This is a genomic window from Campylobacter sp. CCS1377 (genome assembly GCF_040008265.1).
Taxonomy (GTDB): Bacteria; Campylobacterota; Campylobacteria; order Campylobacterales; family Campylobacteraceae; genus Campylobacter_D.
In genome coordinates, this window is sequence record NZ_CP155620.1 from 203,072 (window position 1) to 226,761 (window position 23,690).

Genomic DNA, 23,690 nt, shown 5'->3' on the forward strand with positions numbered 1-23,690 from the left:
TTAAGAGCCTACTAGCGTCCCAATGCCCTCATTGGTGAAAAATTCAAGCAACAAAGAATGCTTAACGCGTCCATCTAAAATATGCACTTTCTTAACTCCGTTTTCACAAGCATCAATACAGGATTTTAGCTTTACAAGCATTCCACCTTGAATATTTGAGAGTAAATTTTTAGCCTCATTAACAGAAATTCTTGAAATCAAGCTATTTTTATCTTCATAATTTCTATAAAGTCCTTCGATATCGCTTAAAAAAGCAAGTTTTTCTGCATTTAAGGCTTTAGCTACCGCACAAGCTACATCATCTGCATTGATATTGTAAGTGTTTAAATTTTCATCCATTCCAATAGGTGCGATGATGGGTAGAAAATCTTTTTCTAAAAGCTCTTTTAAAATTTGAGTATTAACTCGTTTGATTTCTCCGACAAAGCCTAAATTTTCATCTTTTTTAACGCATTCTAATAAAGAGCCATCTTTGCCACAAATTCCAATGGCTTTTACTCCTAAATGTTGCAAATTTTGTACTAGACCTTTATTAATGCGATTTAGTACCATTTCAGCAACATTCGTGGTAGCTTCATCACTTACCCTTAAACCATTTTTAAATTCGCTTTTAATGCCTAGTTGTTCACAAATTTTAGAAATGTCTTTTCCTCCGCCATGCACGATAACAGGCTTTAAACCTACCAATTTTAAAAGTGCGATATCTTGCATAACGCAGTGTTTTAGTTCTTCATTTTCCATAGCTGAGCCGCCATATTTAATGAGAATGATTTTCGATGAAAATTTTCTTATATAAGGCAAAGCTTCGATTAAAATATTTGCTTTTTCTAAATTCGTTTTCATGGCTTTTTACTCGTTAAAATGCGTGGAATTTGAAGCGTTTAAGGATAGATCGTAATAATTTGCATCTTCTCTTAAAGTAAAACCATAATGACTCCAAAATTCATTACCTAAATCATTGCTTTTAAAAGCAATGAGTGCTATTTTGTTGATTTTTTCCTTTTTTAAAGCTTCAAGACAAAATTCTGTCATTTTGTGCGCAATACCTCTTTTTCGGTAGTTTTGTCCCACGCATACATGATAAAATCCACCTGTTCGGCCATCATGTCCACAAAGTATGCTTCCAACGATTTTTCCATCAATTTCGGCTACTGCACTAAGATTAGGATTTCTTTCTAAAAAATTATGAATATTTTCTTCGCTATCATCAATGCTGCGTATCCCAAAACCTTTAATTTCACACCAAAGCTCATAAACTTGTTTATAGTCTTCTTTTTTCATTGCTCGAATTAACATTTATCAAACCTTTAAATTTTTATAATATTGCTATAAACTTAAGTCCTTCATCTTCCTCAAAATCAAACATTAAGTTCATATTTTGCACAGCTTGTCCTGCTGCACCTTTGATTAAATTATCAATGGCTCCAAGAACGATAATGTTATTTGTTCTCTCATCGATAATAAAATTAAAATCCGCAAAATTACTGCCTTTAACCCACCGAGTCTGCGGATACGACTGCGGCGGTAAAAGCCTGATAAATTTCTTGTCGAGATAGTATTTTTCGTAGAGTTTTTTTATTTCATCATAGTCAAGTTTTTCTTTAAGTTTTGCATAAGCCGTAGTTAGAATTCCTCTTTGCATAGGCACTAGATGCGGAGTAAATTGTAAAGTGATGTTTTGTTTATTTGCGTAGCCAAGTTGTTCTTCGATTTCTGGCGTATGTCTGTGCGTGGTGATGCCATAAGCTTTGATATTTTCATTGACTTCACAAAAAAGACTTTCTAGTTTTTCTGCGCGTCCTGCACCACTTGTGCCACTTTTTGCATCGATAATGATGGAATTTAAATCAATCAAATTTTCTTTTACCAAAGGATAAAGGCTCAGTATGGAGCAAGTGGTGTAACAGCCTGGATTGGCTATTAATCTGGCATTTTTAATTTCATTTTTATTAATTTCGCAAAGCCCATAAACAGCTTCACCTAAAAATTCTTTAGCCTTATGTTCGATTTTATACCATTTTTCATAAGTTGCAGCGTCTTTAAAACGAAAATCTGCACTTAAGTCAATCACTCTTGTATTTTTAAGTAAATTCTCATTCATAATCGATGAGCAAAACCCTTGCGGGGTAGCGGTAAAGAGAATGTCTAAATCTTTAGCTAGAGTTTTGATATCTTCATCTTGACAATTTAAATCAAGATTTTTTAAAGTATTGGGATAAATTTTTGAGTAATTTTCGTTAGCATAAGCTCTTGAACCAAGATAGCAAAGTTCTACTTTAGGGTGATTAAGCAAAATTCGCACTAGCTCATTTCCCACATAACCTGTTGCACCTAAAATACCTGCTTTTATTTTCATTTCACAGCCTCGCTAAAGATAAAAATAAATTGTATTACTTTTAAAAACAAAAAAAGCTTAAAAGGAGCAAAATTTCATCAGTCTAGGATAAATGTGAGTAAAACTTGGCAAGTTTTTTAAATTTCGTCAAATAAAGATGAATTTTCTTTGAGTTTAAAACTTGTGCGATGCAATGGACAAGGTCCCAATTTTTTCAAAATTTCAATGTGTGTTTTTGTACCATATCCTTTATGTTTAGCAAATTCATATGCTGGATATAAAGAGTTTATATTTTGCATAAATTCATCTCTACTGACTTTAGCTAAAATACTTGCTGCACTGACTTCTTGAATTTTATCATCTGCTTTAATGAGGGTTTTTATATCCAAAACCCCAAAATTAGTATTGCCATCGTATAAAAAATTAGTATTTTTAAAATGTTTTTTAATAATTAAAAGTCCTGTTTTTAAACAATAACTAAGCCCTAGAGTATCAATTTGCTTGTTGGAAAAAGAAAGGATTAAATAATCAGAATTTTGTATGATTTGACTATAGAGTTTTTCTCGTTTTAAAGCACTAAGTTTTTTAGAATCTGCTAAATTTTCAAGGGGCTTATAAAGCCTACAAGCCCCCATAAATAGTGGTCCTGCTAAAGCACCTCTTCCGGCTTCATCAATCCCTACTAAAGAAGTTTCTTGCATTAAAAACCTAAGATTTTATTATCTCTTTTAAATTTTTCATCAAGAGCTTTTGAGTGCATATTTCTTAAATTTTCATGACTTTTTCTAAGTTCTTCTTGAGTGGAGTTAATTTTTGCAAGAGTTTGGTTGATTTTTGCATTATCAGCATTGGTTTTTTTGAGCTCATCAAATTCAATTCTTAATAATTCAAGCTTTTCTTCGAGTTTAAGAATTTCTTGTCTTGTGCTAGAGTTTTGTTTATGTCTTTCAAGCTTAAATTGATAGTAAGATTTTACTAGAGCTTGTTTTTGTTCAAAGCTAGCACGTTCAAAAATCACAGGATCAATTCTATAATGTTTCCCTTTAAATTCTCCACCTCTTTTTGGTCCTTTATGATGAAAATTAGGGCAATCTCTATCGCCTTTTACGCATTCATTCATCATACCTTCAAAAGGTGCCGCACTTAAAACACAAGCACTACCAAGTGCTAATACTAAAAGTTTAACTTTCATCTTTTCTCCTTTGTAAAAAGTTTTATGTTATTGTAGAGCTTGCTTGTGAAGTGTTTGTGAATTTAAAATAATTTAGGAAAAACCTAAATTATTTTTTCATATTGATAGCATTTCGTATCATCTCATCGCTTGTGGTGATGCTTTTTGAGCTTGCATCAAAAGCTTTTTGCATGGTGATAAGATTGGTTAATTCTGTAGATAGCTCGACATTAGATTGCTCCAAAAAGCCGTGTTTAAAGTCTGCCGTTGGAGTAATATTGCCATTATTGACAACAAAATACGCATCTCCGCTATTTGCACTCGCGGCAAATAAGTTATTTCCCATGGCCATCAAACCCTCTTCATTGATGAAATTATAAAGAGCTATTTTACCTACAACTCCATTTCTGCCATTAGAAAAATGTGCAATTAAAGATCCATCTGTACCTATGGTGTAATTGTCAAAAAAACCCTCGGGAAAACCATCTGTTTTGGTTACAATACTGCTTTCTTTGTCTTTTAAAATATGTAAGCCATCATATCCTGAACCAGGTTTGCTAGGATCTAGTGTGCTTCCTAAGTCTATATTAATACTGCCACCGTTTGGATTTGGAATACTTTTTATATTATTTTGTAATAATGCACCATTTTTGTTAAAAACTAAACTTCCTCCGCTTTCTTCTCCTATGGCGTTACCATTCATATCATAAACTTGTGCGGTAGCTTTATATTCGATATTATCTCCTACTTGAGGTAAGACTCTATCAAGTTTTATTTCAAGCCAACTTTTACTGCCATCGGCGTTGTAAATTTCTGCTTTTAATGTTTGAGTGGAAGATTGTTCTTGCTCTGTTGCTAAGAAAGCAGAATTTATGCTAAGGCTATTGGCATCAAATCCTGCGATGTCCAAATCATTGCTTTTAAAATTTAAATTTTCATCTAAAGTTGCTTCAAAATCTTTTTTTACCCCATTTGCATCAGTTAAGGTGAATACAACCCTATCTCCTTCTTTAGCACTATAAATGTCTTTTTGATCCACTTTTCCACTTAAAGTGATGGTGCCATCTTCATTTTTTGTCAGAGTGATATCTTTAGGATCTAAATCTACATTTACAATGCTAGTTTTTGTACCTGTGTCTAAATTTCCACTCCATTTGATATTTTGCGTAACAACAGGCGGAAGATATAAATTTTTAGGTACACTAATAGGTCCTTGAGCATTAACTCCACCTAAATCAAAAATTCCTGAAGAAATAGTATAACCATTTTTTATAGGATTGCCATTATTATCTTTACCAAATTCATTTGATACTCTATCACTAAGTGGAATTTCAGTAAAATAAGGGCTCATTGTGCCAAGCACATAGTTGCCATAGCCATCAACAAGATGGTTATTTGCATCACGGTAAAAAGCACCGTTTCTTGTGTAATAAGGTACCCCTTCACTTCCCATAACTCCAAAAAAACCTTTTCCAAGTAAAGCCACATCAAATTCTCCTTCACTTGCCACAGGTGTGCCTTGAGAAAAGACAATTTTACTTGATTGTGCTCCAACTCCTCCACCAGATTGTGCAGGATTGGTTGATTGAGAAGTAACAGTGGAATAAAATACATCTCTAAATTCTGAATTGGAATATTTAAAACCCACAGTATTAACATTAGCAATATTATTTGCTGTTAAATCAATACCAAAATTTTGGGAAGTAATCCCGCCAACTCCGTTATAAAAAGACTGCATCATGGTTTAATCCTTTATTCTTCAGGTTTTTCTTCCGGCTTTTCAGGTAAACCATTATCTGGTTTTTCAGGATCTTCAGGATCTTCTGGATCTTCAGGATCTCCACTACTTGGGATACTAGGATCAATGATTTCAGCAATATCATCAAATAATACATATTGTCCCCCCATTTTTGCATAAGGCACCCCATCAATAAATTTAATTGCCTCGATAGGATAAGAACCATAGCTTGTTTTTGAAGTCCCGCCACTTTCGTTAGTGTATTCTGCTTTAATTGTGTATTTTCCAGCCCCAGCAAAAGCACCATTATCATTTCTACCATCCCAAGCAAGATTATAAAGACCTTTATCTAAACCTTTATCAACAGTTAAAGTTTTTACTAAGTTATTATTTTCATCATAAATTTTAAACTCAACTGCCTCGCCTTCTTTTGGTTTTTCAGGAAGATACATTTTAAGATATACAACTTCATCGGCTGTTTTAAGTTCAACATAATTATTTTCAACTGAAGCTAATTTTCCAACAGCTGCTAAAACTTGCATACTCATACCTGAACCAATTGAAGCATTGAGTTTTTCCATGGTTGCAACCATAGCCTGCATTGTGGTATTTGTATTTTGTTGCATTTCAAGTGCTGCAAGCTGAGAAGTTTGAGTAAGCATTTTATCTGTATCCATAGGATCAGTTGGATCTTGGTGTTGAAGTTCTACAAGAAGTAATTGCAAAAACGCGTCTTTGTCAAGTTCTGCACCAGGATTGCTGACTATACCATTGTTATTTTGCACAACGGTGTCTGTGTTACTTGTTGCTTTTGTGTTTTGATTTTGGTTATTTAAGCTATTAAGTAAATCGCTTGATGAATTATTTACCGCCCCTACTGCCATTTAAAACTCCTTTTTTAATGTCTTTTTTAATAAAAAAGCAAAAAATGTTCCAATTAAAAATATTTTGCCAAAACAAGCTCTAATTCTTTATCTTGCTTGTCAATTTCAAAATCATTTTTGTATGAATGTTTACTTTTTTGCTGTCCGTTTTGTTCTTTTTTGCCTTGATCGCTAAAATTCATTTCAAGTCCAGTAAAACCCATATTTACAAGAGAATTTTTAAATTCTGCTTGGTGTTGGATAAATAAATTCATGGTGTTGGTATTGGAATTAAAATTAATATGTAAATTATTACCTCTTTGCATCAAAGTAACTTCTACTTCACCTAAATTTGAAGGATTGAGCGTTATATTTACTTTTGTAATGGGTGCTTTATAGTTTTGAATTTGTTCTTTTAAATCCTCGCTAAAATGTGAAAAAGTTTCTTTGATAGGATTTTTAATTTGATTTTGACTCACTTTTGAGAGTTCTTTTAAGGTGTTATTTAATTCATTGTGAAAGGCATCGTTTTGTAGGTCTTTGGTATTATTGTTTTCATTTTTTAAATCAGTATTTTTTTCTTGCTGGGTAAAATCTAAAGTTTGATTTGAATTTTGTTTGGTTTGGATATTTTGAATTGTGGAATTTGTATTGTTTAACGTATGATTTATGTTTTGATTTTGTGTGTTTTTATTTTCTCTTTGTTCGCTTTTGAAAAATTCTTGCAAAGGCGAAATAGGATTTTTTTCATTTATTGTGTGTGTTTTGTTGGCATTTGTATCATTTTTTGTATTGTTTAAGGAATTTGTTTTTGTTTCAAGATCTTTTAAATCTTTAACGATATTTTTTGCATTTTGTGGTATTTCTTGATTTGTATTTTTTAAATTTTTAGTAGGATTTTCCAAAATATTTTCTTTTAAAATATTGTCTTTATTTTTTGAAATATTTTCTTGTATATCTTCTGAATTTTTGAAAATTTCATTTTTATTTAAAATTTCTGTCGTATTTTTAGGTAAATTTTCTTCTTTTTTATTCACACTTTGCATTTTATGAAACTTATCAGAATTTAGAGTTAGAATTTCATTTTCATTCTTTTTTGTGTTTTGAATGTTTTTTTCTATATCTTTGTGTGTGGTCTGTTGAATTTTTAAATCCGCCTCATTTTTTAAAAAAATTTTGTTTTTTTGCTCTTGTACACTTTCTTTTGGCAAATTATTTAAATTATTTTTTTTTGAATTTTCTAAATGATTTTGTTTATCAGCACTTATTATTTTATCTTTTTGATTTAAAAGTGTTGCATCGTTTTCTTTATCATCTTGAGCTTTTTGTTTTAAGTTTATATCTTGCAAAGCTTTAGAAAGTATGTTTTCTTTCTGTGGCTTTTTTGCAAAAGAATCTTGATTTTTTTGTGGAATTTCTTTGATAAGATTGGCGATTTTTTGGTTGATAAAATCTTTTAAAACACTTTCTATATTGTTGTTAAAAAATCCCGCTTTGTCTAAATTTGGAAAAGTGTTTTTTAATTCAACTAAGCGATCAACTTTAATTTTTTCTATATTTAAATCAAGTTTTTTAGCCAAGTCTAAAAGCTCGTTTAAATCTTTAGCGTTTTTTAAAACATTTAAATTTTTCTCTATGCTTAAAATTTGCTTGGTTTTTTGGGAAAATTGGTTTAAATTAATGGCTTTGGAATCCATTTTTAATGCGTCTAATAAGCCTAAAATTTGCATAAAATTAGCCGATTCAAAAATCGAAATTTGATCATCTTGACTTAAAGTCCCATTTTGTAATTGTTTAAAAACTTCATTTGCAAGTTCTTGCTTTTGTTCATTATTTAATTTTTGAGGTAAAATTTCATTTTTTTCATCTATAGCTTGTATTAAAGAGCTCAAAAATTCTTGTTTGTCATCGTCTTTTAAATTCGCACCTTTATTTTGCTTTGTTTGACTTTTTGTAGGAGCAAGATTTAAAATATCATTTTGGGAATTAAGTCCTGACATTTTTTCTCCTAAGCTAGGAAATTTTGTTTGGCTAAAAGTGGAAAATTCATTCTTAATGAATTTAAATCATAAATTTTTAACATTTGTGAAAAATTAAATTTTTCTATAATTTGTAATAATTCTTCTAAATTTTTTGCCTTTTGAATTTTTTCAAACTCGCCTTCATCGGATAAAATTTCGCTTAATTCGCTCGAAATTCTTGCCATTTTTTCATTTGTGTTAGATTTAAGAATTTCTAATAAAGACAAAATTTGCATTAAAGGTTCTGCAAATTTGCTTTCTTGTATTAAACTTTGTTCCTTAAAAATTTCTTCTTGTAAAGGCTTAGACATTTTGACTCCTTTTTGTTTTTGAAGTTAATCTACGAGTATAAAAGCAAAATTTATTCCAAAAAAGTGTTTTAAAAAATTTAAGCAATTTTTGTATATAATCTTAGTTTTTGAAATTTTAAACTATCGGAGAAAAACTTGGAAAACATTAGAAATATCGCAGTTATTGCCCATGTTGATCATGGTAAAACGACTATGGTTGATGAGTTATTAAAACAATCAGGCACTTTTAGCGAAAGAGAACAAATAGCTGAACGCGTTATGGATAGTAATGATATAGAAAAAGAACGCGGTATCACCATACTTTCAAAAAACACGGCGATTAATTACAAAGGCACAAAAATTAATATCATAGACACTCCAGGTCACGCTGATTTTGGTGGGGAAGTTGAGCGTGTTTTGAAAATGATTGATGGAGTTTTGCTTTTAGTAGATGCGCAAGAAGGTGTAATGCCTCAAACTAAATTCGTGGTAAAAAAGGCTTTATCTTTAGGGCTTAAGCCAATAGTAGTGATTAATAAAATCGACAAACCAGCCGCTGATCCTGAAAGAGTAATCAATGAAATTTTTGATCTTTTTGTGGCCTTAGATGCGAATGATGAACAACTTGACTTTGCTATCGTTTATGCTGCTGCGAAAAATGGCTATGCTAAGCTTGATTTAAATGATGAAAGTAAGGATATGGAGCCACTTTTTAAAACCATACTTGAAAGAGTTCCTGCGCCAAGTGGCACCAATGATAATCCTTTACAACTTCAAGTTTTCACTTTAGGTTATGATAATTTCGTAGGAAAAATAGGAATTGCTAGAATTTTTAATGGTGTTGTAAAGAAAAATCAAAATGTAATGCTTGCAAAGGCTGATGGCACTAAAGTAAATGGTAGAATTTCAAAACTTATAGGCTTTATGGGCTTAGAAAAAATGGATATTGAAGAAGCTGGGAGTGGAGATATTGTAGCAATTGCCGGTTTTGAAGCTTTAGATGTGGGTGATAGCGTAGTAGATCCAAACAATCCTATGCCACTTGATCCTTTACACATTGAAGAGCCAACTTTAAGTATAGTATTTTCAGTAAATGATGGTCCGCTAGCTGGCACAGAAGGAAAGCATGTAACTAGTAATAAAATCGCAGAACGCTTAGAAGCTGAAATGAAAACCAATATCGCGATGAAATATGAAAGCAGTGGCGAAGGTAAATTTAAAGTAAGCGGTAGGGGTGAACTTCAAATTACAATTTTAGCTGAAAATATGCGTAGAGAGGGTTTTGAGTTTTGCATGGGAAGACCTGAAGTTATCGTAAAGGTTGAAGATGGGGTTAAAACAGAGCCATTTGAGCATTTGGTTATTGATGTGCCTGAAGAATTTAGTGGAACGGTTATAGAAAAGCTTGGAAAAAGAAAAGCTGAAATGAAAACCATGGCATCAACAGGCGATGGTCAAACAAGACTCGAATTTGAAATTCCAGCAAGAGGACTGATAGGCTTTAGATCTCAATTTTTAACTGATACCAAAGGTGAAGGTGTGATGAATCACAGCTTTTTAGAATTCCGTCCTTTTAGTGGTACAGTTGAAAAACGCAATAACGGCGCTTTAATTTCTATGGAAAATGGTGTGGCTTTAGGGTATTCTTTATTTAATCTCCAAGAACGTGGAGTGCTTTTTATAGAGCCTCAAACTAAAGTTTATACTGGTATGATTATAGGCGAACACTCACGCCCAAATGACTTAGATGTTAATCCTATCAAAGGAAAAAATTTAACCAATGTAAGAGCAAGTGGAAGCGATGATGCGATCAAACTTGTGCCACCTAGAAAGCTAAGCCTTGAAAGGGCTTTAGAATGGATAGAAGAAGATGAGCTTGTAGAAGTCACTCCTGCAAATATCCGTGTTCGCAAACGCTATCTTGATCCAACCCAAAGAAAAAGAATGGAAAAAGCGAAATCTTAATGGATTTAAAAAGTTTAGAAAATAGAAGGCTTTATATACTCAAACGCTTGGGAATTTTAAAACTCCTAAGCGTTATAGAAGCCTTACTTGTAGGCTTTCTAGCCTTTGTTTTTACAAGAGATGCTATTATTTGTCTTGCAAGTGCTGTGCTTGTGGGTATTTTTTTCTTTCGTTTAACCAGCAGGAAGCTTTTAAGATCTAAAGAAGAACTTCAAATTCAAGTTTTAAATCTTTTTTTAAGACGACAAGGTGCTAAATTTCAAAGTCAAGGTTTAAGTGAAGAAGAATTTAAAAAACTTGCTTTGATTGAAAATTTAAAAGAATTTAAGAGCAAAAATCATTTTATATTTAAAGATTTTGAAATTTATGATATATGGTTTAAAACGCACTCAAATCATTTTTTTTGTGGCATTTTACTTGAATATAAAAATAATATAAAAAATTTGCCTAATAACGATATAGAGGTCATTTTTACTAAATTAAAACATAAAAATTTTGATACACAATTTTATTTTTACCATAAAAATTTTATGCTCATTGCTAGTCTTTGCAATCCTTTTTTTATTGATTTTTCTTTAAGTTTAGAAAGTAATTTTAAAAATTTAGAGCAAAATTTTATAAAGATACAAACGCTTTTTGCTTAAAATTACCATTTAAATAAAAACTATTAAAAAGCTTAAATAAAGCCATTTGATTTTATATCTTTTTTGATATAATTTTATAATTTTTTCAAAAAAGGCTTTTGATGGAACCCTTATTTACAACACAAATTCAAAAATATAAAGGCAATGAACTTTTAACTTGCGATGATACTTTAGTGCGTGAAATTAAACTTGAAATTTTTATTAATAATGAAAAAGTAGGTGCTTTAATGGCAACTCCTATTGATGAACAGGCTTTGGCGGTAGGATATTTGATGAGCGAAAATATCATTGCTAGGGTTGATGATATAAAAAGCGTCGAAAGTAAAGATGATGGAATGAGTGTGCATATTAATGCAAAAATTGATAAAGAAAATTTAGCCAAATTAAATGCTGAAGGTGTGGTGATAAGTGGTTGTGGCAGGGCGCACACGGCAAATATTGATCCACAAAGCATAGAAGCAAGTAAAATCACTTCTTTGCAAAAATTCAGTAAAAATGAGATTTTAAAACAAATGAGCGAATTTTATACTCAATGTGATCTTTATGAAAAGACAGGTTGCGTGCATACGGCTAAGCTTTTTGTTGATGAAAATACTTTTTTTATAGGCGAGGATATAGCCCAGCATAATACCATAGATAAGGCTTTAGGCAAGGCAAGACTTGCTGGAGTTGATCTTAGTAAATGTTTTTTAATGGTCAGTGGAAGGCTTAGCTCTGAAATGGTAGCTAAGGCGGTAATGCATAAAGTCCCAGTGCTTGTATCACGCACTGCTCCTACTTGTTTGGGTGTGATGATAGCAAGAAAATTTGAACTCACACTTTGCGGGTTTGCAAGGGGAGAAAATGTCAATATTTATAGCGGAGAATTTAGAATAAATGGATAAAGAAATTTTAGCTTATATGAAAGAGCTTTTAAATAGCAATGAAAAGCTTGATTGTGGTACGGCATTTAAGATCGCTAAAAAATTTAATATTAGCGTGGAAGAAGTGGGAAATATGGCAGATGTAAATGGAATTCGTATTGATAATTGCGAACTGGGACAATTTGGTCATCTTGATTTTGAGAAAGCTAAAATAGAAGTATTAAAAGAACTTGAACCAAATTTAGATGAAAAACGCAGAATTTTTTGTAAAGATGCAAGAAATATTGCTAAGCAGGGTTGTGGGTTAAAGTCTGTGCGTTCGGCTTTGAAAAGTTATAAAATCGATGTGAAATATTGCCAACTTGGTTGTTTTAAAGAAAAAAAAGGCAAACAGCTTGTTGTAAGAACTAAAACTTGGATAGAAAATGCCGATGGCGATTTGCTTTTTGGCAAAGGCAAAACTGAGCTTTTAGAGCTTATAGGGCAAACAGGAAGTATTTTGCAGGCTTCAAAACTTATGGGGATAAATTATAAAAAAGCTTGGATGCATTTGCAAATTTTGCAAAAAAATACCAAAGAAGATTTGGTTGCTACAAGACAAGGCAGATCAAAAGATTCTGGAACAAAACTTACTCCCAAGGCTTTAGAATTAATGCATAATTATTCTATTTTGCAAAAAGATATTGAAGAATACGCTAATAAACGCTTTAAAGAATTATTTTTTAAGGAAAAAAATCCTCTTGAAAAAGAAAGTAAAATAAAGGAAAAATAATGAAAATTGATTGTCGGAATTTAGCTTGTCCAAGGCCAGTTATAGAAACAAAACAAGCTATTGAAAAATTGCAAGTTGGTGACAGTTTGGAGATTTTTTTAAATTCTGAAGTATCAAAAAATAATGTTTTAAAATTTTTAAATTCTTTAAATTTGGAAACTACACTCATACAAAAAGGTGAAGAATTTATAATTCAAACCATTAAAAAAGAAATGAAAAATTTAAATCTAAATCCTGATGACTTTAGTTGTGATAATAATGATACTAGGCAAAAAAATGTGCTTTTTTTAAAAACCCTTAAAGTAGGCGAGGGCGAGCTTGGAGAGAATTTATTTGTTGGCTTTTTAAATACTTTGAAAAATTTAGAAAATCCTCCATACAAAATTCTTTGTGTTAATGAAAGCGTTTTGCTAAATTGCGATGAAGAGCACAAAGCATATGCAGCTATGAAAGAGCTTGAAAAAATGGGTATTGAAATTATTAGTTGTGGTGCTTGTTTGGAGTATTTTGGGAAAAGCAAAGAGCTTAAAATTGGCACTATAGGCAATGCTTATGAAATTTTAAGTGAGCTTTTTGGTAAAGCAAAAATCATTACTTTATAAGGAAAAATTCTGGAATACAAAAAACAAAATTTAACACAATTTGTAAAAGCTTCAGGTTGAGCAGCGAAATTAAGCCCGTGTGGTCTTAAAACAATTTTAAATTTCATGCAAAAAAACCCAGCTTTACTTAGCGATATCGGTAATAATGAAGATGCAAGTGTGTATGCGCTTAGCCCTGATTTGGCTTTAGTGCAAACGCTTGATTTTATCACACCTGTTGTGGATAGTGCTTATCATTTTGGTGCTATAGCTGCAGCCAATGCTTTAAGTGATGTTTTTGCCATGGGAGCAGAGGTGATTAATGCCTTAAATATAGTCGGCTTTGATAGCAAAAATCACGATATAAGCATACTTAGCGAGCTTTTAAGGGGTGCAAATGATAAGGTGTGTGAATGTGGTGCATTAATCGTTGGCGGACACACTATAGAAAGCGAAGAATTATTTTTTGGCTTAAGTGTTACGGGCAAGGTGCATCCTAAAAAATTCATTGCCAATAACAAGGCCAAAATAGGCGATATGATTATACTCACTAAGCCTTTGGGTGTTGGGATTTTAAGCACGGCTTTAAAGGGTGGAATTTTAGATGAAAAATATCTAAAAAATATGCTTGAAAGTATGATGAGTTTAAATTTAAAAGCCAGTCAAATTGCTTTACAATACCAAGTACATGCGATGAGTGATGTTACAGGTTTTGGACTTTTAGGGCATTTAAAAGAGATGTTAAATGATGATATTTCTTTGGAAATTTTTGTTAAAGATTTGCCTTTTTTAGAAGGGACAAAAGAGTATTTTGATATGGGTTTAATCCCTGCGGGTGCTTATAAAAATTTTGATTTTGTTAAGCCATTTTGTTCTTATTTAGAAGATAGTCATTTATTGCTTTGTGATCCTCAAACTTCAGGTGGACTTTTGATTGCTTTAAGTCACGATAATGTCAAACCTTGTTTAAAGCATTTACAAAATGAAAATATCCCTGCGCAAATTATCGCTACTTGCGTCGCTAAAGGCGAATTTGCTTTGAATTTGAAGTAAAATTTTGTTATATTTATAGCTTTTAAATCAATTTAATAGGAAAATCTAATGCCTCATTTAAATATCGAAATCGCCTTAATGTTTGTAGCCTATGCTGCTTTGATGCTTTATATAGGATTTTATTTTTTCAAAAAAAACAAAAGCACGGAAGATTATTTTTTAGGCAGGCGTGAGGTAGGACCGGTAATTTCTGCTTTGAGTGCAGGGGCTTCTGATATGAGTGGTTGGCTTTTGATGGGCTTGCCTGGTGCTTTATATGTGAGCGGTTTTATCGAAGGATATATTGCTATAGGTTTGGTTGTGGGTGCGACTTTAAATTGGCTTTTTGTAGCTAAAAGGCTTAGAATTTATACAGGAATTATTGCAAATTCTATCACCATACCTGATTATCTTGAAGCAAGGTTTCATGATGATAAGCACATTTTAAGAGTGGTTTGTGCAATTGTAATTTTAATATTTTTTACCTTTTATGTTTCATCAGGACTTGTAAGTGGCGCAAAGCTTTTTGAAGAAACTTTTGGTATAGCTTATGATTATGCTTTAACAACTGGGACTTTAATCATAGTCGCTTACACTTTTTTTGGCGGTTATAAGGCGGTTTGCTGGACGGATATGATCCAAGGACTTTTGATGCTTGGAGCTTTGATTGTCGTTCCTGTGGTTATGCTTATGCATTTGGGTGGTTTTAAAGAGGCTAAAAATTATATTTTTACTTCTGATAATGCTAGTCAAAATATTTTAAAGATTCAAAAAGAAATTCCACAAATTTTATCCAATTTAAATTCCATAGAAAACATAACAGAAATTACATCTTTAGTTCAAGATTTAAATCATAGCAAAGATGGAATTTTAAGTACTAAAAATATCAAAGAAAAATTTAAAAATGATGAAAATATTTTAAAGCTTTTTAATAATGATTTAAAAAATTCACTTACTTTTTCAGAATTTGCCAATAAATTAAACTCTGCTTTAACAATGCAAAAGAAAGAAAAAGATACAAAAGAGCTTTATAATCTATTAGATGCCTTTAGTAAGCTTTCTTTAATGGATAAAAATCGTTTGGAGTGGTTTGAGGGTATTTCATTTTTGGGTATTATTTCAGCACTTGCTTGGGGACTTGGATATTTTGGACAACCTCATATTTTGGTGCGTTTTATGTCGATAAGATCGGTTAAGGATATTCCTATGGCAACTTTTGTTGGGATAAGCTGGATGAGCCTTTGTTTGATAAGCACTTGTTTTATGGGAATTTTGGGCATTGCTTATGTGAATAAATTTAATCTTAGCTTGCATGATCCTGAGAAAATTTTTATCGTGATGTCGCAACTTTTATTTAATCCTTGGATTGCTGGTATTTTGCTTTCAGCGATTTTAGCGGCGATTATGAGCACGGCAAGTTCGCAACTTTTAGTTTCTAGTGCAACGATAGCTGAAGATTTTTATAAAAGAATTTTGCATAAAGATGCACCGAATAAAACTGTGATGAATTTAGGGCGCGCTGGGGTTTTGATTGTCGCTGTAGTAGCATTTTTGATTTCTACGGATAAAAATTCAAGTGTTTTAGAAATAGTCGCTTATGCGTGGGCTGGTTTTGGAGCAAGTTTTGGTTCCGTGATGCTTTTTTCTTTGTTTTGGGAAAATATGACAAAAGCAGGTGCTATTGCTGGGATGATTAGCGGTACGCTTGGTGTGGTGATTTGGAAAAATTTCATAGCACAGTATTTTGCCTTGTATGAGCTTGTGCCTGCGTTTTTGTTTGCTTCTTTGATGATTGTTTTTGTGAGTTTTGTAACCAAAACACAAGCAAGTGTTAAAGAATCTTATAAAAATATGCTAAAACACCTTTAAATCGCGATACAATCAAGCTTAACTCAAAGCTTGATTTGCTGCATCTAAAGCGTGAAGGATGCTTGTATCAAAAAGCGGAATTTGTGTGTCTTCTTGTTTGATTAAAAGTCCTATCTCAGTACAAGCTAAAATGATGCCTAAAGCTCCTTGTTGACGTAATTTATCAACGATTTCTAAATAAGTTTTTTTCGAGCTTTCTTTAAAAATTCCACGACAAAGCTCATCAAAAATAATTTCATTGACAATTTGCATATCCTTTTGACAAGGAATAAGAGTTTTTATGCCTTGATCAAGCAATTTTTCTTTGTAAAAATTTTCATTCATGGTATATTTTGTGCCTATTAAGCCTACTTGATTGATATTGGCTTGTTGTAGAGCTTTTGCAGTGCTTGTGGCGATATGAAGAATGGGAATTTTAACTTGCATTTGCACATCATCATAAATTTTATGCATAGTATTTGTGGCAATGATGATAAAATCAGCTCCAGCATTTTCGAGTTTTTTAGCACAAAGCGATAAAATTTTCGCGCTCTCATCCCATAAATTTTGGCTTTGATATTTTTCAATTTCTTTAAAATTCACACTGTGTAAGATGATTTTGGCTGAATTTAAACCTCCAAGTTTTTTAGCAATTTCTTCATTAATGAGTTTATAATAAGTTATAGTGCTTTCAAAACTCATACCGCCAATTATTCCTATGGTTTTCATTTTTTACCTTTTTTGGTTTTTGGTGATTTTAGCTTAAAAGCACTTAAAAATTTATTGAGTGATTTTGTTACTGAGTTTTTATTTTTTATCAAATACAATTAACTAAAAAATAATAGGAGTAACAAATGAGTTTAACAGAAAAAGTTGTAAGAATTATTCTTGCGTTGGCTATTTTTGGTTTGGGAGTGTATTTTGCTTCTTGGTGGGGCTTAATTGGACTTATCCCACTTTTAACAGGAGTTTTTGGAGTATGCCCTATAAGAGTTTGGACAGGCAAACAAGCCTGCCCACTTGGCATTTGCCCTATCTCCAAAAAACCAAAAAAAGATTAATCATAAAAAGCCAATTTTTTGGCTTTTTAAATTTTATCTCCAAAACACTTTTTAAGAAAAAATACTGCTAAAAATAACATACAAAGCTCAGCCGCAAAAGAACTGATCCAAATTCCATTTAAACCAAAAAATAAAGACAAGATAAGTAAAAAACAAAGTGGTGCAAAAAGATTAACACTAAGACTCAAAATAAGTGATAATTTTGGTTTATTAAAAGCAGTAAGAAAAGAAGCACTTAGTATATTAAACCATGCAAAAAAATAATTAAAAGTAAAAATCATCAAAGCATAAGCGCTAAATTGAATAAATTCATCATCGCCAGTTTTAGCAAAAAGTCCGACTAGATTTTCTTTAAAACTTAGTAAAATTACAAGGCTAATGAGTGAGAAAATAAAGGCATTAACAAAGGTGATTTTAAGCAAGGCTTTAATGCGCTTAAAGTCTTTTCTAGCATAGTTATAACTAAGAGCAGGTTGCATTGCATCACTCATGGCAATGATTAAAGCGACAATAAAACTATCGATATATAAAATAATTGAAAATGCAGCTACGGCATTTGTTCCGCCAAGCTCTAGTAAGATTAAATTTGCAAAAATACTAAAAAGTGAAGCGGAGATATTATTAAAAAATTCACTACTACCATTATAAATGATATTTTTAAGAAGTTTAAGAGGAATGAAAAAGTGAGTGAATTTTAAGTCTAAATCCTGTATTAAAAAAGGCAAAATTCCTAAAATTCCGCCTAAGCTAAGTCCAATACAAGTTGCAAGTGCTGCTGAAAACAAGCCCCAGCCAAAAACAACAATAAAAAGATAATCCAAAAAGATATTGCTTAGGGCAATAATAATATTTATCATCATGCTGTAAGTTGTTTTTCCACAAATTCTTAAGTAATTATCTAAAGCAAAAGAAAGCATGGTGATGGGTGCAAAAATAGCAAAAACAAGCATACATTCTTTACTTAAGTTTTTCACCTCTTCGCTTACATTGAGAAAATCAATCAAAAATGGCGCTAAAAAATACTCCAAAACTCCTATACAACAAGATAAAAGGAAGATGATCAAAACACAAGCACTAAAAATTTGTCTTGCTTGTTTGAATTTCTTAATACCCAATTTCATAGAAATTTGCACAGCAGAGCCTAGAGCTATCATATCAGCAAGTGCAAAACTCATCATCACAAAAGGTATAATAAGTCCAAGTGCAGCTAAAGCATTGCTTCCTAAGTATTTTCCAACAAAAATTCCATCAATAACATAATAAAGTGACATAAAAGCCATACTGATAACATTTGGCAAGGCACATTTTACAAAAAGCTTTGCAGGGCTTAAAGTGTGGTATAAATTTGACATTTTTTATCCTTATTAATTTTTTTATATGTTTAATAAAAATAATAATGCCACTAATAAAGGCTTTGAAATCCTAAAATGAAGTGAGTAAAAATATATTTTTTCATAAATTAATTTAAATTTTAGTTAATGTAATTCTAAGTATTTTATCTAAATTTTGTTATATTTGCAAATTTCTGTGTCACACTCATAACATTAACTTTGACACTTCTTACTATCTTTTTAAAGTTCTATTAATCTTTCATCGTGAGTATTCATTTTGGAAGTATAATAATGGATAATATTGAAGCTCTTTAATTAAGACTTTATAATCTCTTAAATTCACAATCATTACATTTTTAGGAGTAGTTTTGAGATTTTTTTGATTTTTTATATCTTTTAAATTTGGCAAACCCTTGTATATTCTTAAAGAAATATTCCACATAAGTTTTTTAATTAACTAATAGTATAGAAAGTGCCAAATGTTTGGATTTATACAAATAAAAAAACCAAAAGCATAAACTTCTGGTTTTTAAATTTAATTTCGCAATAAATTTTTAAGTTTTGAAATCTCATTTGTGATATTTGGGCTAAGTCTTAGTAGGGTATGGGTATCTTTGTAGTTAAAAATTTGATCGGTATTGTAAGCTTTTAGTTTGCTTATAGCGGGGTTGTATTGTATAAGATTTTGAGTGCTTGCGTTAATGCCTAGTATGATGATATCAGGGTTTTGTTTGATTAAAAATTCGCTTGAAATGATGGGGCGTTTAATTTCACTTTGTGGAGTAAGATTTTTTACGCCTATGAGTTCTAAAATATCAGCAACTAGGGAATTTTGTGAAAATGCCATTAAGGGATTAGAAGAGAAGAGAAAAATCGCGCTTTTATTGATGGGGTCTTGTTTTAAATCCTGTAATGTACGCTTTGTTTTTTCTATGAGCATTTGTCCTTCTTTTTCTTTATCAAGTAAGGTAGCTAGAGTGTTGATATTGGTAAAAAGATCGTTTAGTCTTTCGCCTTTAAGATACATTGTTTTTATGTTTAAATTTTTTAAACTTTGTTCTAAGCCGGTAGAATATGAGCTTAAAATCACCAAAGTGGGTTTTAGAGCGATGATTTTTTCTAAGGATGGATTTGAAAAAGTGCCAACGCTTGGCAAATTTTGGGTTTCTTCTGCTGGGTAAATACTTGAGTGTTCGAGCTTTGCAATGCCTGCGATTTTATCTTCGCTATTTAACATATAGATAATTTCAACGCTTGCAGGATCTAACACCACAAGGCGTTCTTTAGCATATAAGCTTGTAAAAAGCATTAATAAAAATAAAATTTTTTTCATTTTTTCTCCTTTAAAGTTAAGATATAAGGTTTGTTTTCATGAAATAAAACTTTGCAGTTTAAATCATAAATTTCTTTAAGAATTTCTTCTTTAAAAAGCTTTTCTACGCTTCCTTGATAACGCAAAACTCCTTCTTTTAAAAAAAGAATTTTGTTACAAAATAAGGCGGCGAGATTAAGATCGTGCAAAATGGCTACGATGGCAATATCGCTTGTTTTTAGTAAATGCTCACAAAGACTTAAAAGTTCTATGGCGTAGTTTAGATCAAGGGCTGAAGTTGGTTCATCTAAAAATAAAATTTTAGGTTTTTTCAAAAGGGCTCTTGCAAGCAAAACGCGTTGAAATTCTCCACCACTTAAAGTGAGAATATTTCTTTGTAAAAATTGATCGATTTTTAAAATTTTGGCTAAATTTTGCACTTCGTCAATATCTTGTTTAGAATAAGTACTAAAAGAATGTTTAAGAGTTGAAAATTTTCCCATTAAAAGTACATCAATGACAAGTAAAGGGGTGTTTAGTCCTGATTTTTGAGGTACAAAACCCAAAATTTGGCTTAGTTCTTTTAAAGAGTAGTTTTTTAAATTTTTATTAAAAATGATAATTTCGCCTTGATTGTATTCTAGACTTTGAAGCATATTTTTCATTAAAGTGCTTTTGCCCGAGCCATTAGGACCCAAAATTCCTAAAAAATCACCCGAATTAACTTCAAAATTAATATCTTTTAGTAAGGTTTTTTTGCCATAAGAAAAATGTAAATTTTTTACTTTTATACTCATAGAAAGCTCCTTGCCCTTAGTGCCAAAAATAAAAATATAGGTGCGCCAAAAAATGCTGTTATGATACCTATTGGAATTTCAATGGGTGCTAAAATCACTCTTGCTAGAGTGTCACAAATGAGTAAAAAAAGTCCGCCAAGCAAAGTGCAAATAGGCAAAACTAAAGCATTGTTATAATTTTTGATGAATAATCTTACAATATGAGGGATTATCAAGCCTACAAACCCAATCAGTCCTGTAAAAGCCACAGCAAAAGCAACCGCTAAAGAAGAAACTATGAGTAAGTTTCTTTTGAGTTTATTGGCATCAACGCCTAAATTTCTTGCCTCTTCATCTCCGCTTAAAATGATATTTAATTCGTTTTTATAAGCATAAAAATAAGCCAAACAAAAAACCAAAGGGATAAAAAGCATTGCCACCTTAGACCAAGAAGAAAGTCCTAAATACCCCATAAGCCACGCGACTATTTTAAAGGAATCTTCGCCTATATAATACATAAAAAACGAAGTAAAAGCCCCTAAAAAAGAAGAAATAGCTATGCCTATGATGAGTAGGGCGGCGATAGAGGATTTGTTTGAAATTTTAAAGACAATTAAGGAGAATACACAAGAAAAAATAAAACCTAAAATTCCAAAATACAAATCCCCAAGTTTGAACACATAAGCCATTACTGCACCAAAGGTTGCTGCTGAGGCTATACCTATGATATAAGGATCAGCGATTGGGTTTGCAAAAACGCTTTGAGTAATGGCTCCTGAAGAGGCAAGAAGCATACCGATTAAAATAGCCATAATAATACGAGGCAAACGAATATCTAAAAGCACTGTTTTTAAAAGCTCATCATCGCTTGCAAAGGCATTAAAAATGGCATTTAAATTTAAAAATTCATCACCGAGCATTAGCGCAAGAAAGCTCATAAAAATATAAGCCAAGATGATGAAAACAAGGCTGATTGTAAAACGCTTAGAATACATACTTAAACTCCATGTAATAATTTCTACCTCTAGCTGGGGTGTATTGGTTGCTTGCTGAGTTTTGATAGGTGTAGTATTGTTTATCAAAAAGGTTGCGAATACCTGCTAGAATTTGCAAATTTTTATAACGATAAATTCCGCCAATATCAGTGATAAAGTGATCTTTTATCCACTCATTTTGGCTCATTTTTCCTGTGTTTGCATCTATAACGCCACCATCTTTTGCTCTTGAATAATAAGTTAAATCAATAAAGCTTGACAAAGATGAGTTAAAGGTGTATTCTAGTCCAGCACTTGCTTTTATGCTTGAAACATAAGGAATTCTTAGTCCATCATTTACGCCTTTTGAAATTTTAGCATCGATATAAGTTAGGCTTTGTTTTAAAAATAAAGTGTCATTTAAAAAACTTTGACTTAAACTAAGTTCTGTGCCAAGTCGCTTTGTTTGATCGATATTATAATACTTCCAAAAAGCGCCATTTGTAGCGTGCGGATCGCCAAGATAAGAAATTTCATCCTTGCTTTGGGTGTAAAAAAGTGTTAAATTCCACTCATAAAAATCCCACCAAAAATCTTTTATACCCACTTCAAAGGTGTCAAAAATTTCAGGTTCTAAATTCGCGGTGTAATAACCCTTTGTTTGATCTTTATTGACAAATTGCGCTGGAGTTGGCGAAACAAAACCCCGTTCAAATTTTGCATAAATACTGCCTGTATCAGAATATTTAAAATTTGGAGTGATTTCGAATGCGAAATTGTTTGTATCTTGCTTATCTATACTAAAAAGCGTGAGTTCATCTTTTGGATATCCAGGAATTGGAAAAGCCATATCCATTTCATTGCGATAGTTTCTATCGCCTTTATAAGAGGCATATTCGTATCTTACCCCACTGAAAATACCGAATTTTTCATTGATTTGATGAGAATTTAGAGCAAAAAGAGAATGGCTTTGTTTTTGCATTGTCATATTTGTTGTCATTCTATGATAAGTTATCATGCCTGGTACGCTATAAAATACCAAGCTTTTTCTTTTTGCGTCGTGATTTATAAATTCATAACCAAAACTAAGATAAGAATTTTCGCCGTAGCTAAATTTACTCTTTAAATTTATCCCCGTTAGTGTATCTTCAAAGCCGCTACCATCTTGATAGGCTGTTGTTCCCATCATCGCAATTTCATCTTTTAGGTAGTGTATTTTTTGATTTTGCCAAAAAGCTCCAAGATTAAACTCCCAATTATCGTTTAAGGCATGATGAAAATCAAGACTTAACTCCGGACGAATGATTTTGCTGATATTATCCCCATCGCCTCTTTGTGTGGGATCTTGTTTTATTTGCTCTTTGGTAAGATAGCCACTGCTTGTGTTTTTGCTTTCAAAATAATTATAAGCAAAGCTTAAATCACTATCATCTCCTATATCAAGATAAGCTTTTGAATTCATAAAATAACCCTTTTCATTATAGCCTTTTTGATAGCCATCACGGTTAAAGCTGTTTATATCAAGACTTAAAGAAAAATCTTCACTTAATTTTTTAGCTAAATTCACATTGAAATTTCCGCCCAAATTGCCTTTATCATAACTATCGCCTTTTACGCTAAAAGATAGGGCGTCATTTTTTTGCTTTTTAGTGATGATATTAATTACCCCACCTCTTGTTCCGTTACCATAAAGCACAGCTCCGCCCCCTGGAATAATTTCTATGCGTTCGATATTGTCTAAATTTATGGTGTTAAGTGGGGTTACTCCGTGTGAGTTATCAAGCACATTTATAGCACGACCATCAACCATAACTTTTACTGCGATACTTGATTTTTCGCCTTGTCCTCGTATATCGATATTTTGCCCTAAACCAAAATTCACAAAAGAAATTCCACTCACTCTTTGCAAGGCTTGCTCTACTGAAGTGTAGCCTTTGTTTTGCAAGTCCTTACCTTCAACAACAACAACATTTCTTAAATTACTGTCCGCATCTTGCTCAAATCCACTAGCTGAAACGATAACCTTATCGATACTTGCTGTATCTTCTGCATTTAAATTTAGTGCACTAAGAGTCAATAGTAGTGCTAGAGAATATTTTGTATGTTTCATTTT

The 23,690-nt window shown here is 31.8% G+C and carries 23 protein-coding genes; 8 read left to right on the plus strand and 15 right to left on the minus strand.

Annotated elements, in window-relative coordinates:
* The 9 genes from argB to AAH949_RS01120 form a co-directional block, all read right to left on the minus strand.
* Positions 1–843, minus strand: coding sequence for an acetylglutamate kinase (gene argB, locus AAH949_RS01080; RefSeq protein ID WP_134237535.1), 843 nt, complete (start codon positions 841–843; stop codon positions 1–3).
* A gap of 6 nt (positions 844–849) precedes the next feature.
* Positions 850–1,296, minus strand: coding sequence for an N-acetyltransferase (locus AAH949_RS01085; RefSeq protein WP_134237536.1), 447 nt, complete (start codon positions 1,294–1,296; stop codon positions 850–852).
* A gap of 19 nt (positions 1,297–1,315) precedes the next feature.
* Entirely contained in the window at positions 1,316–2,356 is a 1,041-nt protein-coding gene (gene argC / locus AAH949_RS01090) for an N-acetyl-gamma-glutamyl-phosphate reductase (RefSeq protein ID WP_348518715.1), read from the minus strand.
* Between the two features lie 116 nt (positions 2,357–2,472).
* The gene (locus AAH949_RS01095; protein ID WP_134237538.1) at positions 2,473–3,036 is read right to left on the minus strand and encodes a ribonuclease HII; all 564 of its coding nucleotides are present in this window, start codon (positions 3,034–3,036) and stop codon (positions 2,473–2,475) included.
* Positions 3,036–3,527: a hypothetical protein gene (locus tag AAH949_RS01100; RefSeq protein WP_134237539.1), complete on the minus strand. Its 492-nt coding sequence runs from the start codon at positions 3,525–3,527 to the stop codon at positions 3,036–3,038. Before AAH949_RS01100 ends, AAH949_RS01095 begins: the two co-directional genes overlap by 1 nt.
* A gap of 88 nt (positions 3,528–3,615) precedes the next feature.
* Positions 3,616–5,247: a flagellar hook-basal body complex protein gene (locus AAH949_RS01105; RefSeq protein WP_348518716.1), complete on the minus strand. Its 1,632-nt coding sequence runs from the start codon at positions 5,245–5,247 to the stop codon at positions 3,616–3,618.
* 11 nt (positions 5,248–5,258) lie between these two features.
* A complete protein-coding gene (locus AAH949_RS01110) occupies positions 5,259–6,128 on the minus strand; it encodes a flagellar basal body rod modification protein (RefSeq protein WP_348518717.1) in 870 nt (289 codons plus the stop codon).
* Between the two features lie 53 nt (positions 6,129–6,181).
* Positions 6,182–8,107, minus strand: a complete 1,926-nt coding sequence (locus tag AAH949_RS01115) for a flagellar hook-length control protein FliK (protein WP_348518718.1) — start codon at positions 8,105–8,107, stop codon at positions 6,182–6,184.
* Positions 8,108–8,115: 8 nt separating this feature from the next.
* Complete coding sequence (locus AAH949_RS01120; protein WP_348518719.1) at positions 8,116–8,439, minus strand: hypothetical protein; 324 nt, start codon at positions 8,437–8,439, stop codon at positions 8,116–8,118.
* Between the two features lie 135 nt (positions 8,440–8,574).
* Here AAH949_RS01120 and typA point away from each other — a divergent pair, with 135 nt between their 5' ends.
* From typA to AAH949_RS01155, 7 genes are all read left to right on the plus strand, one after another.
* Positions 8,575–10,383 (plus strand): translational GTPase TypA, encoded by a 1,809-nt coding sequence (gene typA / locus AAH949_RS01125; protein WP_348518720.1) that lies wholly within the window; start codon positions 8,575–8,577, stop codon positions 10,381–10,383.
* Positions 10,383–11,027, plus strand: a complete 645-nt coding sequence (locus tag AAH949_RS01130; protein WP_348518721.1) for a poly(A) polymerase — start codon at positions 10,383–10,385, stop codon at positions 11,025–11,027. The genes typA and AAH949_RS01130 overlap by 1 nt, the downstream gene beginning before the upstream one ends.
* A 101-nt stretch (positions 11,028–11,128) precedes the next feature.
* Entirely contained in the window at positions 11,129–11,911 is a 783-nt protein-coding gene (fdhD, locus tag AAH949_RS01135) for a formate dehydrogenase accessory sulfurtransferase FdhD (RefSeq protein WP_348518722.1), read from the plus strand.
* Positions 11,904–12,662 carry a winged helix-turn-helix domain-containing protein gene (locus tag AAH949_RS01140; protein ID WP_134237547.1) on the plus strand — a complete coding sequence of 253 codons (759 nt, stop codon included), beginning with the start codon at positions 11,904–11,906 and terminating at the stop codon, positions 12,660–12,662. The genes fdhD and AAH949_RS01140 overlap by 8 nt, the downstream gene beginning before the upstream one ends.
* Positions 12,662–13,264, plus strand: a complete 603-nt coding sequence (yedF, locus tag AAH949_RS01145; RefSeq protein WP_134237548.1) for a sulfurtransferase-like selenium metabolism protein YedF — start codon at positions 12,662–12,664, stop codon at positions 13,262–13,264. Before AAH949_RS01140 ends, yedF begins: the two co-directional genes overlap by 1 nt.
* Positions 13,265–13,273: 9 nt before the next feature.
* Complete coding sequence (gene selD, locus AAH949_RS01150; RefSeq protein ID WP_348519173.1) at positions 13,274–14,296, plus strand: selenide, water dikinase SelD; 1,023 nt, start codon at positions 13,274–13,276, stop codon at positions 14,294–14,296.
* 48 nt (positions 14,297–14,344) lie between these two features.
* Positions 14,345–16,144: a sodium:proline symporter gene (locus AAH949_RS01155; protein ID WP_348518723.1), complete on the plus strand. Its 1,800-nt coding sequence runs from the start codon at positions 14,345–14,347 to the stop codon at positions 16,142–16,144.
* Positions 16,145–16,162: 18 nt separating this feature from the next.
* Here the strand turns inward: AAH949_RS01155 and AAH949_RS01160 are convergent, their stop codons facing one another.
* Entirely contained in the window at positions 16,163–16,852 is a 690-nt protein-coding gene (locus AAH949_RS01160; RefSeq protein ID WP_348518724.1) for an aspartate/glutamate racemase family protein, read from the minus strand.
* Between the two features lie 125 nt (positions 16,853–16,977).
* On the opposite strand from AAH949_RS01160, the gene AAH949_RS01165 reads away from it, so the two are divergent.
* Positions 16,978–17,184, plus strand: a complete 207-nt coding sequence (locus tag AAH949_RS01165) for a DUF2892 domain-containing protein (RefSeq protein ID WP_348518725.1) — start codon at positions 16,978–16,980, stop codon at positions 17,182–17,184.
* Positions 17,185–17,210: 26 nt separating this feature from the next.
* Here the strand turns inward: AAH949_RS01165 and AAH949_RS01170 are convergent, their stop codons facing one another.
* The 5 genes from AAH949_RS01170 to AAH949_RS01190 form a co-directional block, all read right to left on the minus strand.
* On the minus strand, positions 17,211–18,536 hold the full coding sequence (locus AAH949_RS01170; RefSeq protein ID WP_348518726.1) for an MATE family efflux transporter: 1,326 nt from the start codon (positions 18,534–18,536) through the stop codon (positions 17,211–17,213).
* A gap of 514 nt (positions 18,537–19,050) precedes the next feature.
* Positions 19,051–19,848: an ABC transporter substrate-binding protein gene (locus tag AAH949_RS01175; protein WP_134237554.1), complete on the minus strand. Its 798-nt coding sequence runs from the start codon at positions 19,846–19,848 to the stop codon at positions 19,051–19,053.
* Entirely contained in the window at positions 19,845–20,624 is a 780-nt protein-coding gene (locus AAH949_RS01180; RefSeq protein ID WP_348518727.1) for an ABC transporter ATP-binding protein, read from the minus strand. The genes AAH949_RS01175 and AAH949_RS01180 overlap by 4 nt, the downstream gene beginning before the upstream one ends.
* On the minus strand, positions 20,621–21,598 hold the full coding sequence (locus tag AAH949_RS01185; RefSeq protein ID WP_348518728.1) for an iron chelate uptake ABC transporter family permease subunit: 978 nt from the start codon (positions 21,596–21,598) through the stop codon (positions 20,621–20,623). The genes AAH949_RS01180 and AAH949_RS01185 overlap by 4 nt, the downstream gene beginning before the upstream one ends.
* Positions 21,588–23,687 (minus strand): TonB-dependent receptor, encoded by a 2,100-nt coding sequence (locus AAH949_RS01190; protein ID WP_348518729.1) that lies wholly within the window; start codon positions 23,685–23,687, stop codon positions 21,588–21,590. Before AAH949_RS01190 ends, AAH949_RS01185 begins: the two co-directional genes overlap by 11 nt.
* Between the last annotated feature and the right edge of the window lie 3 nt (positions 23,688–23,690).

What these genes read in the sequence shown, in the direction of transcription:
- argB (WP_134237535.1), bottom strand. Translation starts at nt 843, where the DNA reads ATGAAAACGAATTTAGAAAAAGCAAATATTTTAATCGAAGCTTTGCCT.
- AAH949_RS01085 (WP_134237536.1), bottom strand. Translation starts at nt 1,296, where the DNA reads ATGTTAATTCGAGCAATGAAAAAAGAAGACTATAAACAAGTTTATGAG.
- argC (WP_348518715.1), bottom strand. Translation starts at nt 2,356, where the DNA reads ATGAAAATAAAAGCAGGTATTTTAGGTGCAACAGGTTATGTGGGAAAT.
- AAH949_RS01095 (WP_134237538.1), bottom strand. Translation starts at nt 3,036, where the DNA reads ATGCAAGAAACTTCTTTAGTAGGGATTGATGAAGCCGGAAGAGGTGCT.
- AAH949_RS01100 (WP_134237539.1), bottom strand. Translation starts at nt 3,527, where the DNA reads ATGAAAGTTAAACTTTTAGTATTAGCACTTGGTAGTGCTTGTGTTTTA.
- AAH949_RS01105 (WP_348518716.1), bottom strand. Translation starts at nt 5,247, where the DNA reads ATGATGCAGTCTTTTTATAACGGAGTTGGCGGGATTACTTCCCAAAAT.
- AAH949_RS01110 (WP_348518717.1), bottom strand. Translation starts at nt 6,128, where the DNA reads ATGGCAGTAGGGGCGGTAAATAATTCATCAAGCGATTTACTTAATAGC.
- AAH949_RS01115 (WP_348518718.1), bottom strand. Translation starts at nt 8,107, where the DNA reads ATGTCAGGACTTAATTCCCAAAATGATATTTTAAATCTTGCTCCTACA.
- AAH949_RS01120 (WP_348518719.1), bottom strand. Translation starts at nt 8,439, where the DNA reads ATGTCTAAGCCTTTACAAGAAGAAATTTTTAAGGAACAAAGTTTAATA.
- AAH949_RS01130 (WP_348518721.1), top strand. Translation starts at nt 10,383, where the DNA reads ATGGATTTAAAAAGTTTAGAAAATAGAAGGCTTTATATACTCAAACGC.
- fdhD (WP_348518722.1), top strand. Translation starts at nt 11,129, where the DNA reads ATGGAACCCTTATTTACAACACAAATTCAAAAATATAAAGGCAATGAA.
- AAH949_RS01140 (WP_134237547.1), top strand. Translation starts at nt 11,904, where the DNA reads ATGGATAAAGAAATTTTAGCTTATATGAAAGAGCTTTTAAATAGCAAT.
- yedF (WP_134237548.1), top strand. Translation starts at nt 12,662, where the DNA reads ATGAAAATTGATTGTCGGAATTTAGCTTGTCCAAGGCCAGTTATAGAA.
- AAH949_RS01155 (WP_348518723.1), top strand. Translation starts at nt 14,345, where the DNA reads ATGCCTCATTTAAATATCGAAATCGCCTTAATGTTTGTAGCCTATGCT.
- AAH949_RS01160 (WP_348518724.1), bottom strand. Translation starts at nt 16,852, where the DNA reads ATGAAAACCATAGGAATAATTGGCGGTATGAGTTTTGAAAGCACTATA.
- AAH949_RS01165 (WP_348518725.1), top strand. Translation starts at nt 16,978, where the DNA reads ATGAGTTTAACAGAAAAAGTTGTAAGAATTATTCTTGCGTTGGCTATT.
- AAH949_RS01170 (WP_348518726.1), bottom strand. Translation starts at nt 18,536, where the DNA reads ATGTCAAATTTATACCACACTTTAAGCCCTGCAAAGCTTTTTGTAAAA.
- AAH949_RS01175 (WP_134237554.1), bottom strand. Translation starts at nt 19,848, where the DNA reads ATGAAAAAAATTTTATTTTTATTAATGCTTTTTACAAGCTTATATGCT.
- AAH949_RS01180 (WP_348518727.1), bottom strand. Translation starts at nt 20,624, where the DNA reads ATGAGTATAAAAGTAAAAAATTTACATTTTTCTTATGGCAAAAAAACC.
- AAH949_RS01185 (WP_348518728.1), bottom strand. Translation starts at nt 21,598, where the DNA reads ATGTATTCTAAGCGTTTTACAATCAGCCTTGTTTTCATCATCTTGGCT.
- AAH949_RS01190 (WP_348518729.1), bottom strand. Translation starts at nt 23,687, where the DNA reads ATGAAACATACAAAATATTCTCTAGCACTACTATTGACTCTTAGTGCA.